Annotated in this window: 9 protein-coding genes and 4 pseudogenes; 10 read left to right on the top strand and 3 right to left on the bottom strand. The window is 51.2% G+C overall.

Annotated elements, in window-relative coordinates; genetic code table 11:
* Positions 1-50: 50 nt before the first annotated feature.
* Entirely contained in the window at positions 51-800 is a 750-nt protein-coding gene (moeB, locus tag ACU8XX_RS16405; protein ID WP_000829242.1) for a molybdopterin-synthase adenylyltransferase MoeB, read from the bottom strand.
* Positions 800-2,035, bottom strand: a complete 1,236-nt coding sequence (moeA, locus tag ACU8XX_RS16400; protein WP_000397372.1) for a molybdopterin molybdotransferase MoeA — start codon at positions 2,033-2,035, stop codon at positions 800-802. The genes moeB and moeA overlap by 1 nt, the downstream gene beginning before the upstream one ends.
* A gap of 203 nt (positions 2,036-2,238) precedes the next feature.
* Between moeA and iaaA the strand changes: the two genes are divergently transcribed.
* The 6 genes and pseudogenes from iaaA to ACU8XX_RS16370 all read left to right on the top strand — a co-directional run.
* Positions 2,239-3,204 (top strand): beta-aspartyl-peptidase, encoded by a 966-nt coding sequence (gene iaaA, locus ACU8XX_RS16395; protein ID WP_000513788.1) that lies wholly within the window; start codon positions 2,239-2,241, stop codon positions 3,202-3,204.
* A complete protein-coding gene (gsiA, locus tag ACU8XX_RS16390) occupies positions 3,191-5,062 on the top strand; it encodes a glutathione ABC transporter ATP-binding protein GsiA (RefSeq protein WP_012135848.1) in 1,872 nt (623 codons plus the stop codon). Before iaaA ends, gsiA begins: the two co-directional genes overlap by 14 nt.
* A 19-nt stretch (positions 5,063-5,081) precedes the next feature.
* A complete protein-coding gene (gsiB, locus tag ACU8XX_RS16385; RefSeq protein WP_032173922.1) occupies positions 5,082-6,620 on the top strand; it encodes a glutathione ABC transporter substrate-binding protein GsiB in 1,539 nt (512 codons plus the stop codon).
* Between the two features lie 17 nt (positions 6,621-6,637).
* Complete coding sequence (gsiC, locus tag ACU8XX_RS16380) at positions 6,638-7,558, top strand: glutathione ABC transporter permease GsiC (protein ID WP_240765214.1); 921 nt, start codon at positions 6,638-6,640, stop codon at positions 7,556-7,558.
* 2 nt (positions 7,559-7,560) lie between these two features.
* Positions 7,561-8,472 (top strand): glutathione ABC transporter permease GsiD, encoded by a 912-nt coding sequence (gene gsiD / locus ACU8XX_RS16375; protein ID WP_052915802.1) that lies wholly within the window; start codon positions 7,561-7,563, stop codon positions 8,470-8,472.
* Between the two features lie 171 nt (positions 8,473-8,643).
* A pseudogene (locus tag ACU8XX_RS16370) lies at positions 8,644-8,790 on the top strand (hypothetical protein); the annotation flags it as partial.
* 15 nt (positions 8,791-8,805) lie between these two features.
* Here ACU8XX_RS16370 and ACU8XX_RS16365 read toward each other — a convergent pair.
* A protein-coding gene (locus tag ACU8XX_RS16365; protein ID WP_240765212.1) for an IS1-like element IS1A family transposase occupies positions 8,806-9,503 on the bottom strand; the annotation gives its coding sequence in 2 pieces (ribosomal slippage) (positions 8,806-9,254 and positions 9,254-9,503; 699 coding nt in all).
* 54 nt (positions 9,504-9,557) lie between these two features.
* Between ACU8XX_RS16365 and ACU8XX_RS16360 the strand changes: the two are divergent.
* The 4 genes and pseudogenes from ACU8XX_RS16360 to ACU8XX_RS16345 form a co-directional block, all read left to right on the top strand.
* Positions 9,558-11,135: pseudogene (locus ACU8XX_RS16360) on the top strand (cyclic diguanylate phosphodiesterase); the annotation flags it as partial.
* A 7-nt stretch (positions 11,136-11,142) separates the two neighbouring features.
* Positions 11,143-11,472, top strand: a pseudogene (locus ACU8XX_RS16355) (hypothetical protein); the annotation flags it as partial.
* 36 nt (positions 11,473-11,508) lie between these two features.
* Positions 11,509-12,206, top strand: a protein-coding gene (locus tag ACU8XX_RS16350; protein ID WP_103215986.1) for an IS1-like element IS1A family transposase whose coding sequence is annotated in 2 segments (ribosomal slippage) — positions 11,509-11,758 and positions 11,758-12,206 — 699 coding nt in all. Because the reading frame shifts where the segments join, the coding sequence is not laid out codon by codon here.
* A gap of 6 nt (positions 12,207-12,212) precedes the next feature.
* Positions 12,213-13,247 (top strand): annotated as a pseudogene (locus tag ACU8XX_RS16345) (diguanylate cyclase); the annotation flags it as partial.
* Positions 13,248-13,313 lie beyond the last annotated feature (66 nt).

Below are 13,313 nucleotides of genomic sequence, written 5' to 3'. Positions count from 1 at the left end.
TGCTGATGACGTGGCGGAGTGCCGCGTCTTATCAGGCCTGGAGGTGGCAATTACTGCCCGCACACCTCACACCCCGGATTGCGCATCAGTTTCATTTCGCGAAACTGACAGGTCATCGCATCGTACATGACGATTTTCCCGCTGGCCGGTTTGCCATAACCTGCCAGCAGTTTGATCGCTTCCATTGCCTGCAACGAACCAATTACGCCGATCAACGGTGCCATCACGCCTGCTTCTACGCAGGTTAACGCGTTCTCGCCAAACAAACGGCTGAGGCAGCGATAGCAAGGCTCGCCGTCCTGATAAGTGAAGACCGTGATTTGACCTTCCATACGAATTGCCGCGCCGGAAACCAGCGGCACCTTCGCGGCAAAACAGCCTGCGTTCAGTTGATTACGTACCGCAACGTTATCCGTACAGTCGAGCACCAGATCGTGTTCAGCAATCAATGCTGCAAGTTCTGCGTCATCCAGCAGTGCATTGACTGGCGTAATCGCGATATGTGGGTTGATCCGCGCCAGGGCGTCACGGGCGGATTCCACCTTCGGTTGCCCGACCGTAGCATCACTGTGCAGCGTCTGGCGTTGCAGATTCGAGAGCGAAACCGTGTCGAAGTCGAGCAGCGTCAGGTTGCCGACACCGGCGCTTGCCAGATACTGCGAGGCTGCGCAGCCGAGTCCACCGAGGCCGACTACCAGCACACGAGAATCTTTTAGTGCCTCCTGACCGTCAAAATCAAAACCGCGCAGAATGATTTGCCGGTTGTAGCGCAGCATCTCCTGATCGCTGAGTTCCGCCATTACCGGCCTCCGAACAACGCGTTAAACGGTTCTACTTCCACCCATTCGCCCACGTCCACATTGCCGCGATCGCGTTCCAGCACGATAAAGCAGTTGCCGAGGCTAAAGGAGCTGAATATATGTGAACCCTGATGTCCGGTGGTCGTCACTTCCAGTTCGCCATCGGCGTTGCGTTGCAGCACGCCGCGCTGGAAATCAAGACGTCCTGGCGTTTTTTTCAGGCGGGACGCTGTGCGTACGCGCTGGCGCGCGGGCAGGCCGCTGGCGGTGTTACCGCTTAGTTTTGCCAGCAAAGGCTGTACCAGTTGATAGAAGGTCAGCGTCGCTGAAACCGGGTTGCCCGGCAGGCCGCAGAACCAGCTATTGCTGAGTTTACCAAACGCGAACGGTTTGCCCGGTTTAATCGCCAGTTTCCAGAAAGCAATTTCGCCCAGTTCTTCGAGAATGGTTTTGGTGTAATCCGCCTCACCAACCGAAACACCACCGGAACTGATCACCACATCCGCCTGGCTGTCGGCTTCAATAAATGCGGCGCGCAGGGCATGTGGATCGTCGCGGATAATCCCTAAGTTGATTACCTCGCATCCCAGCTGTTCTAACATCAGGTGTACGGCGAGACGGTTGGTATCGTAGATTTGGCCGTCGCCCAGCGGCTGGCCTGGCAACTGGAGTTCATCACCGGTAGAAAAAAGCGCTACACGCACTTTACGAATCACCGGAACTTCGGCAATCCCCAGTGAAGCAATTACTGGCAGCTCTGCGGTAGTCAGGCGAGTTCCCGCCGGGAAAACAACCGCACCCGCAGAGATATCTTCACCGCGACGGCGAATATTTTGCCCGCTACGCACTTCAACAGTAAAACGCACGCCATTGTCCGTTTGTTCAGTCTGCTCCTGCATCACCACCGCTTCGCAGACTTCCGGCACCGGCGCACCGGTCATAATACGAATGCAGGTGCCCGCAGGCCATTCACCATGATACGGCTGACCGGCAAACGATTTCCCGGCAACGGGCAGCGGTTGCCCGGAGGCAATATCGGCTAAACGCACCGCGTAGCCGTCCATAGCGGAGTTATCAAACCCCGGGACATCCAGTGGCGAAACGACATCGCTCGCCAGAATACGACCAAAACACTGTACCAGTGGCAGCGTTTCCTGGGCGGTCAGTGGGGTGACGCGAGAAAGCATCTCATTAAGCGCGGTGTCGAGCGACATCAATCCGGTGGTAAATTCCATGAAAACACTCCTGCGGAGGCAAAATCGAATTTGCCTATTATGTCAGAAAAACGCCACAGACTGTATGCCACCTCGGGCGTAGCGCTGGGTCCTGCCTTTACATGCCATATCCATCTTTCTATATTCAAAAATTGAATGAGTAATTCATAAAAATTCTGATATTTATAGCAAAAGTGGCGAGCCACCCTTAATGGACGAATACTATGGGCAAAGCAGTCATTGCAATTCATGGTGGCGCAGGTGCAATTAGCCGCGCGCAGATGAGTCTGCAACAGGAATTACGCTACATTGAGGCGTTGTCTGCCATTGTTGAAACCGGGCAGAAAATGCTGGAAGCGGGCGAAAGTGCGCTGGATGTGGTGACGGAAGCGGTGCGTCTGCTGGAAGAGTGTCCACTGTTTAACGCCGGAATTGGCGCTGTCTTTACGCGTGATGAAACCCATGAACTGGACGCCAGTGTGATGGATGGTAACACCCTGAAAGCCGGTGCGGTGGCGGGCGTTAGTCATCTGCGTAATCCGGTTCTTGCCGCCCGGCTGGTGATGGAGCAAAGCCCGCATGTGATGATGATTGGCGAAGGGGCAGAAAATTTTGCGTTTGCTCATGGCATGGAGCGCGTCTCACCGGAGATTTTCTCCACGCCTTTGCGTTATGAACAACTACTGGCAGCGCGCGAGGAAGGGGCAACAGTCCTCGACCATAGCGGTGCGCCACTGGATGAAAAACAGAAAATGGGCACCGTGGGGGCCGTGGCGTTGGATTTAGACGGCAATCTGGCGGCAGCCACGTCCACAGGCGGAATGACCAATAAATTACCCGGACGAGTTGGCGATAGTCCCTTAGTGGGTGCCGGATGCTACGCCAATAACGCCAGTGTGGCGGTTTCTTGTACCGGCACGGGCGAAGTCTTCATCCGCGCGCTGGCGGCATATGACATCGCCGCGTTAATGGATTACGGCGGATTAAGTCTCGCGGAAGCCTGCGAGCGGGTAGTAATGGAAAAACTCCCTGCGCTTGGCGGTAGCGGTGGCTTAATCGCTATCGACCATGAAGGGAATGTCGCGCTACCGTTTAACACCGAAGGAATGTATCGCGCCTGGGGCTACGCAGGCGATACGCCAACCACCGGTATCTACCGTGAAAAAGGGGACACCGTTGCCACACAGTGATGAACTTGATGCCGGTGATGTGCTGGCGGTTGAAAATCTGAAAATTGCCTTTATGCAGGACCAGCAGAAAATAGCTGCGGTCCGCAATCTCTCTTTTAGCCTTCAACGCGGTGAGACGCTGGCCATTGTTGGCGAATCCGGCTCCGGTAAGTCAGTGACTGCGCTGGCATTGATGCGTCTGTTGGAACAGGCGGGCGGTTTAGTACAGTGCGATAAAATGCTGTTGCGGCGGCGCAGTCGTGAAGTGATTGAACTTAGCGAGCAGAGCGCTGCACAAATGCGCCATGTGCGCGGTGCGGATATGGCGATGATATTTCAGGAGCCGATGACATCGCTGAACCCAGTATTTACTGTGGGTGAACAGATTGCCGAATCAATTCGTCTGCATCAGAACGCCAGTCGTGAAGAAGCGATGGTCGAGGCGAAGCGGATGCTGGATCAGGTACGCATTCCGGAGGCACAAACCATTCTTTCACGTTATCCGCATCAACTCTCTGGCGGGATGCGCCAGCGAGTGATGATTGCGATGGCGCTGTCATGCCGCCCGGCGGTGCTGATTGCCGATGAGCCAACCACCGCGCTGGATGTCACTATTCAGGCGCAGATCCTGCAATTAATCAAAGTATTGCAAAAAGAGATGTCGATGGGCGTTATCTTTATCACTCACGATATGGGCGTGGTGGCAGAGATTGCCGATCGGGTACTGGTGATGTATCAGGGCGAGGCGGTGGAAACGGGTACCGTCGAACAGATTTTTCATGCACCGCAACATCCTTACACCCGTGCGCTGTTAGCTGCTGTTCCGCAACTTGGTGCGATGAAAGGGTTAGATTATCCCCGACGTTTCCCATTGATATCGCTTGAACATCCAGCGAAACAGGAACCCCCCATCGAGCAGAAAACGGTGGTGGATGGCGAACCTGTTTTACGGGTGCGTAATCTTGTCACCCGTTTCCCTTTGCGCAGCGGTTTGTTGAATCGCGTAACGCGGGAAGTGCATGCCGTTGAGAAAGTCAGTTTTGATCTCTGGCCTGGCGAAACGCTATCGCTGGTGGGCGAGTCTGGCAGCGGTAAATCCACTACCGGGCGGGCGTTGCTGCGCCTGGTCGAATCGCAGGGCGGCGAAATTATCTTTAACGGTCAGCGAATCGATACCTTGTCACCCGGCAAACTTCAGGCATTACGCCGGGATATTCAGTTTATTTTTCAGGACCCTTACGCTTCGCTGGACCCACGTCAGACCATCGGTGATTCGATTATCGAACCGCTGCGCGTACACGGTTTATTGCCAGGTAAAGACGCGGCTGCACGCGTTGCGTGGTTGCTGGAGCGCGTGGGCCTGTTACCTGAACATGCCTGGCGTTACCCGCATGAGTTTTCCGGCGGTCAGCGCCAGCGCATCTGCATTGCTCGCGCGTTGGCATTGAATCCAAAAGTGATCATTGCCGACGAAGCCGTTTCGGCGCTGGATGTTTCTATTCGCGGGCAGATTATCAACTTGTTGCTCGATCTCCAGCGTGATTTCGGCATTGCGTATCTGTTTATCTCCCACGATATGGCCGTGGTAGAGCGGATTAGTCATCGTGTGGCGGTGATGTATCTCGGGCAAATTGTTGAAATTGGCCCACGGCGCGCGGTCTTCGAAAACCCGCAGCATCCTTATACGCGTAAATTACTGGCGGCAGTTCCGGTCGCTGAACCGTCCCGACAACGACCGCAGCGTGTACTGCTGTCGGACGATCTTCCCAGCAATATTCATCTGCGTGGCGAAGAGGTGGCAGGCGTCTCGTTGCAATGCGTCGGGCCGGGGCATTACGTCGCACAACCACAATCAGAATACGCATTCATGCGTAGATAACATTCAGGCGGAGAATAAAATGGCAAGAGCTGTACACCGTAGTGGGTTAGTGGCGCTGGGCATTGCGACAGCGTTGATGGCATCTTGTGCATTCGCTGCCAAAGATGTGGTGGTGGCGGTAGGATCGAACTTCACCACGCTCGATCCGTATGACGCAAATGACACGTTATCTCAGGCCGTAGCGAAATCGTTTTACCAGGGGCTGTTTGGTCTGGATAACGAGATGAAACTGAAAAACGTGCTGGCGGAGAGTTATACCGTTTCCGATGACGGCCTTACATACACCGTGAAATTGCGGGAAGGCATTAAATTCCAGGATGGCACCGATTTCAACGCAGCGGCAGTAAAAGCGAATCTGGACCGGGCCAGCGATCCGGCGAATCATCTTAAACGCTATAACCTGTATAAGAATATTGCCAAAACGGAGGCGATCGATCCGACAACGGTAAAGATTACTCTCAAACAGCCGTTTTCAGCGTTTATTAATATTCTTGCCCATCCGGCGACCGCGATGATTTCACCGGCAGCGCTGGAAAAATATGGCAAGGAGATTGGTTTTCATCCGGTGGGAACCGGACCGTATGAACTGGATACCTGGAATCAGACCGATTTTGTGAAGGTGAAAAAATTCGCGGGTTACTGGCAGCCAGGATTGCCCAAACTGGACAGCATAACCTGGCGTCCGGTGGCGGATAACAACACCCGCGCGGCAATGCTGCAAACCGGTGAAGCGCAGTTTGCTTTCCCCATTCCTTACGAGCAGGCCGCACTGCTGGAGAAAAACAAAAATATCGAGTTGATGGCCAGTCCGTCAATTATGCAGCGTTATATCAGTATGAACGTGACGCAAAAACCGTTCGATAACCCGAAGGTCCGTGAGGCGCTGAATTACGCCATTAACCGCCCGGCGCTGGTGAAAGTAGCCTTCGCGGGCTATGCAACGCCAGCTACTGGTGTGGTACCGCCGAGTATCGCCTACGCGCAAAGTTATAAACCGTGGCCTTACGATCCAGTGAAAGCGCGCGAATTACTGAAAGAGGCGGGATATCCCAACGGTTTCAGTACCACGCTGTGGTCGTCACATAACCACAGCACCGCGCAGAAAGTGCTGCAATTTACCCAGCAGCAGTTAGCGCAGGTCGGGATTAAAGCCCAGGTGACTGCGATGGATGCCGGACAGCGGGCGGCAGAAGTTGAAGGTAAAGGGCAAAAAGAGAGCGGCGTGCGGATGTTCTACACTGGCTGGTCGGCTTCAACCGGCGAAGCTGACTGGGCACTATCGCCGCTGTTTGCATCGCAAAACTGGCCACCGACGCTGTTTAATACCGCGTTTTACAGCAATAAACAGGTGGATGACTTCCTGGATCAGGCACTGAAAACGAATGATCCGGTGGAAAAGACCCGCTTATATAAGGCGGCGCAGGATATCATCTGGCAAGAATCGCCGTGGATCCCGCTGGTGGTAGAAAAACTGGTGTCGGCACACAGTAAAAACCTGACCGGTTTTTGGATCATGCCAGACACCGGCTTCAGCTTTGAAGACGCGGATTTGCAATAAGCAACGCAGGGAGTGGAATGCTTAATTACGTTATCAAACGCTTACTGGGGTTGATTCCAACGCTGTTTATCGTCTCGGTGCTGGTGTTTTTATTTGTGCATATGCTGCCCGGCGATCCGGCGCGATTGATTGCCGGGCCCGAAGCTGATGCGCAGGTTATAGAACTGGTGCGTCAGCAGCTGGGGTTGGATCAGCCGCTGTATCACCAGTTCTGGCACTATATCAGCAATGCTGTGCAGGGGGATTTTGGCCTGTCGATGGTGTCGCGTCGTCCGGTTGCCGATGAGATTGCCAGCCGCTTTATGCCAACGCTGTGGCTGACCATAACCAGTATGGTCTGGGCGGTGATATTTGGTATGGCGGCGGGAATTATCGCCGCCGTCTGGCGTAATCGTTGGCCGGATCGATTGAGTATGACCATTGCGGTGTCGGGGATCTCGTTTCCGGCATTTGCTCTGGGGATGCTTTTAATTCAGGTATTCTCCGTTGAACTGGGCTGGCTGCCTACCGTGGGAGCAGACAGTTGGCAGCACTACATTTTACCCTCCCTGACGCTCGGCGCGGCAGTGGCCGCCGTGATGGCGCGCTTTACCCGCGCGTCGTTTGTCGACGTTTTAAGCGAAGATTATATGCGTACCGCGAGGGCGAAAGGGGTGAGCGAAACCTGGGTTGTCCTCAAACACGGGCTACGCAACGCGATGATCCCGGTAGTGACCATGATGGGCTTACAGTTTGGCTTTTTGCTCGGTGGTTCTATCGTGGTGGAGAAAGTTTTCAACTGGCCCGGACTTGGACGCTTACTCGTTGACTCCGTAGAAATGCGCGATTACCCGGTGATTCAGGCGGAAATTCTGCTTTTCTCGCTGGAATTTATTCTTATCAACTTAGTGGTGGATATGCTTTACGCCGCCATTAACCCGGCTATCAGGTACAAGTAAGGATGCGACTATTTAACTGGCGACGTCAGGCGGTGTTAAACGCCATGCCACTGGTCAAACCTGACCAGGTACGTACACCGTGGCATGAATTCTGGCGACGATTTCGCCGTCAGCATATGGCGATGACCGCCGCATTGTTCGTTATTTTATTGATTGTGATGGCTATTTTTGCACGCTGGATCGCTCCCTATGACGCCGAAAATTATTTTGATTATGACAATCTGAATAACGGACCTTCTTTGCAGCACTGGTTTGGCGTCGATTCACTGGGGCGTGACATTTTCAGCCGTGTCCTGGTTGGTGCGCAAATCTCGCTGGCGGCGGGCGTGTTTGCCGTGTTTATCGGTGCGGCGATCGGGACGTTGCTGGGCTTGCTGGCTGGATATTATGAAGGCTGGTGGGATCGGCTGATCATGCGCATTTGCGATGTGCTGTTTGCCTTCCCGGGTATTTTACTGGCGATCGCTGTTGTTGCGGTGTTGGGAAGCGGCATTGCTAACGTGATTATCGCAGTCGCCATTTTTTCCATCCCCGCGTTTGCCCGACTGGTGCGCGGCAACACGCTGGTGTTGAAACAGCAAACCTTTATTGAGTCAGCACGCAGTATTGGTGCCAGCGATATGACCATTTTATTGCGTCATATCTTGCCTGGGACCGTCTCGTCTATCGTGGTGTTTTTCACCATGCGCATTGGCACCTCGATTATCTCTGCCGCCAGCCTGTCATTTCTCGGCCTCGGTGCTCAACCGCCGACACCAGAGTGGGGAGCAATGCTCAATGAGGCACGAGCGGATATGGTTATCGCGCCGCATGTCGCTATTTTTCCGGCCCTGGCTATTTTTCTGACCGTACTGGCGTTCAATTTGTTGGGCGATGGTTTACGCGATGCGCTGGATCCGAAAATTAAAGGATAGTTACGTTTGAATATTGCTTGAAAGGGTAATCACCTCACAGGAAATTATTGCCCTAAGCAAGTGTTGTAACTTTCTGCTGATTTTGTAGAATCGGGTAATTTGGTTAAAAAGCCGCAGCAAGGGACTATTTTTGCAGCGGCACAGCGTTCAGACAGTTATTTTGTTAAATGTATTAACATGCTGAGTTTATACGAAAAGATAAAGATAAGGCTGATAATTTTATTTTTATTGGCAGCACTGTCATTTATTGGTCTTTTTTTCATCATTAACTATCAACTGGTATCGGAACGCGCGGTAAAACGTGCCGATAGCCGCTTTGGTAATGACTCCAACTTATTGATAGTGTTTTATGTTCAGATAATGCCCGATGACTTTGTCATGCAGCTCCACCGATTTTGAGAACGACAGCGACTTCCGTCCCAGCCGTGCCAGGTGCTGCCTCAGATTCAGGTTATGCCGCTCAATTCGCTGCGTATATCGCTTGCTGATTACGTGCAGCTTTCCCTTCAGGCGGGATTCATACAGCGGCCAGCCATCCGTCATCCATATCACCACGTCAAAGGGTGACAGCAGGCTCATAAGACGCCCCAGCGTCGCCATAGTGCGTTCACCGAATACGTGCGCAACAACCGTCTTCCGGAGCCTGTCATACGCGTAAAACAGCCAGCGCTGGCGCGATTTAGCCCCGACATAGCCCCACTGTTCGTCCATTTCCGCGCAGACGATGACGTCACTGCCCGGCTGTATGCGCGAGGTTACCGACTGCGGCCTGAGTTTTTTAAGTGACGTAAAATCGTGTTGAGGCCAACGCCCATAATGCGGGCTGTTGCCCGGCATCCAACGCCATTCATGGCCATATCAATGATTTTCTGGTGCGTACCGGGTTGAGAAACGGTGTAAGTGAACTGCAGTTGCCATGTTTTACGGCAGTGAGAGCAGAGATAGCGCTGATGTCCGGCGGTGCTTTTGCCGTTACGCACCACCCCGTCAGTAGCTGAGCAGGAGGGACAGCTGATAGAAACAGAAGCCACTGGAGCACCTCAAAAACACCATCATACACTAAATCAGTAAGTTGGCAGGATCACCAGACATCAGCAGTGCCAAATAATGCATTGTTCGAAATCTATTTTTATTATCCTGGCGGTAATTTATTGAACGCCTCAGATAAACTTTTTTATCTGCCGTTTGCGTTCATTATTATCGTATTGCTGGTGGTTTATTTAATGACCACTCGTGTGTTCCGTCGGCAATTTTCTGAAATGACAGAGCTGGTTAATACGCTGGCATTTTTGCCCGACTCAACGGATCAAATCGAGGCTCTGAAAATTCGCGAAGGCGATGCGAAAGAGATTATCAGCATTAAAAATTCGATCGCGGAAATGAAAGATGCCGAAATTGAACGGTCAAATAAATTGCTCTCACTGATCTCTTACGATCAGGAAAGCGGTTTTATTAAAAATATGGCGATTATTGAGTCCAACAATAATCAGTATCTGGCTGTGGGGATCATCAAACTGTGTGGTCTGGAAGCCGTGGAAGCGGTGTTTGGTGTTGATGAACGCAATAAAATCGTCAGGAAATTGTGTCAGCGAATTGCCGAAAAATATGCGCAATGCTGCGATATCGTGACATTCAATGCCGATCTCTATTTACTTCTGTGCCGGGAAAATGTACAGACATTTACCCGTAAAATAGCGATGGTAAACGATTTTGACAGCAGCTTTGGCTACCGTAATCTGCGCATCCATAAGTCTGCCATTTGTGAACCTTTGCAGGGGGAAAACGCCTGGAGTTACGCAGAAAAACTGAAACTGGCGATTTCCAGTATCCGTGACCATATGTTCTCAGAGTTTATTTTCTGTGATGACGCGAAACTCAACGAAATAGAAGAGAATATCTGGATTGCGCGTAATATTCGCCATGCAATGGAAATTGGCGAACTATTCCTGGTCTATCAACCGATCGTTGATATTAACACCCGCGCCATTCTGGGCGCGGAGGCGTTGTGCCGTTGGGTGTCTGCGGAGCGGGGGATCATTTCACCGCTGAAGTTCATTACCATTGCTGAAGATATCGGGTTTATCAATGAGCTGGGTTATCAGATTATTAAAACGGCAATGGGTGAATTCAGACATTTTAGTCAGCGTGCGTCGCTGAAGGATGATTTCTTACTGCATATTAATATTTCGCCATGGCAGTTAAACGAACCGCACTTTCATGAGCGTTTTACCACCATCATGAAAGAAAATGGCCTGAAGGCGAACAGCCTCTGTGTTGAGATCACTGAAACCGTGATCGAGCGAATTAATGAACATTTTTATCTCAATATTGAACAACTGCGTAAACAAGGGGTACGGATATCGATTGATGACTTTGGCACCGGTTTGTCAAACCTGAAACGTTTTTATGAAATTAATCCAGATAGCATAAAGGTGGACTCGCAATTTACCGGCGATATTTTCGGTACTGCGGGAAAAATTGTGCGCATTATTTTCGACCTGGCACGCTATAACCGGATCCCGGTGATTGCGGAAGGCGTAGAGAGCGAAGACGTTGCGCGCGAATTAATCAAATTAGGATGTGTTCAGGCTCAGGGGTATCTGTACCAGAAACCCATGCCATTCTCCGCCTGGGATAAAAGTGGAAAATTAGTAAAAGAGTAGTTTACGTATGTCCAGAATCAATAAGTTCGTACTTACAGTCAGTCTGCTGATTTTTATCATGATTTCAGCAGTTGCCTGCGGGATCTACACTCAAATGGTAAAGGAACGGGTGTATGGCCTGAAACAGTCCGTTATTGATACTGCTTTTGCGGTGGCAAATATTGCTGAATATCGGCGTAGCGTGGCAATTGATCTTATCAACACGCTAAATCCCACGGAGGAACAGCTGTTGGTTGGCTTACGCACAGCTTACGCTGACTCGGTTTCACCCTCTTACTTGTACGATGTCGGTCCTTATCTGATTTCCAGTGACGAATGGGTGATGCTGCCAACTTACTGATTTAGTGTATGATGGTGTTTTTGAGGTGCTCCAGTGGCTTCTGTTTCTATCAGCTGTCCCTCCTGTTCAGCTACTGACGGGGTGGTGCGTAACGGCAAAAGCACCGCCGGACATCAGCGCTATCTCTGCTCTCACTGCCGTAAAACATGGCAACTGCAGTTCACTTACACCGCTTCTCAACCCGGTACGCACCAGAAAATCATTGATATGGCCATGAATGGCGTTGGATGCCGGGCAACAGCCCGCATTATGGGCGTTGGCCTCAACACGATTTTACGTCACTTAAAAAACTCAGGCCGCAGTCGGTAACCTCGCGCATACAGCCGGGCAGTGACGTCATCGTCTGCGCGGAAATGGACGAACAGTGGGGCTATGTCGGGGCTAAATCGCGCCAGCGCTGGCTGTTTTACGCGTATGACAGGCTCCGGAAGACGGTTGTTGCGCACGTATTCGGTGAACGCACTATGGCGACGCTGGGGCGTCTTATGAGCCTGCTATCACCCTTTGACGTGGTGATATGGATGACGGATGGCTGGCCGCTGTATGAATCCCGCCTGAAGGGAAAGCTGCACGTAATCAGCAAGCGATATACGCAGCGAATTGAGCGGCATAACCTGAATCTGAGGCAGCACCTGGCACGGCTGGGACGGAAGTCGCTGTCGTTCTCAAAATCGGTGGAGCTGCATGACAAAGTCATCGGGCATTATCTGAACATAAAACACTATCAATAAGTTAGAGTCATTACCGACGAATGTATTCAGGTAAAGGAGTTCGAGAAAAATTATTGTGCAGATATTATGCAGGTTGTGAAGTATCGACATGTCAAAAATACAGGGTTTATCTCTTTTGACGGTAAAACCTTCGTCTATTACCTCTATCCGGTAACTCACAATCGTAGTCTGATATTTTTGCTTGGTCTGGAGCGTTTTTCTTTACTGTCAAAATCTCTGGCGATGGATAGCGAGAACCTGATGTTCTCTCTGTTTAAGAACGGTAAACCGGTGACCGGTGATGAATTTAATGCTAAAAACACCATTTTCACCGTTTCGGAAGCGATGGAGCACTTTGCCTATTTGCCGACCGGATTGTACGTATTTGCGTATAAAAAAGATGTTTATTTGCGGGTTTGTACATTGATCATTTTCTTTGCCGCATTGGTGGCAGTGATATCGGGTGCCAGTTGCCTCTATCTGGTACGCAGAGTGATTAATCGTGGTATTGTGGAGAAAGAAGCCATTATTAATAACCATTTTGAACGCGTACTGGATGGCGGGCTTTTCTTTTCGGCTGCCGATGTCAAAAAACTCTACAGTATGTATAACTCGGCGTTCCTGGACGACCTGACCAAAGCAATGGGCAGAAAATCCTTTGACGAAGATTTAAAAGCGCTGCCGGAAAAAGGCGGTTATTTGTGCCTGTTTGACGTCGATAAATTCAAAAATATTAACGACACCTTCGGTCATTTGCTGGGCGATGAAGTGTTGATGAAAGTGGTGAAAATCCTTAAATCACAGATCCCGGTAGATAAAGGTAAAGTCTACCGCTTCGGCGGTGACGAATTTGCGGTGATTTATACTGGCGGCACGCTGGAAGAGTTGCTATCGATACTAAAAGAAATCGTTCATTTCCAGGTGGGAAGCATTAATTTAAGCACCAGTATCGGTGTAGCGCATTCAAATGAATGTACTACCGTCGAACGCTTGAAAATGCTGGCGGATGAGCGACTGTATAAGAGTAAGAAAAACGGCAGGGCTCAGATTAGCTGGCAGTAGAATTAGAATAGTGTTAGTACCCCTGAATCAAGGGGTACTAATGAATGTGGTAAATCATTTGCAAAC

It is taken from the genome of Escherichia sp. MAL-1 (assembly GCF_052948035.1).
This window is presented reverse-complemented; position numbering and strand designations above follow the sequence as displayed.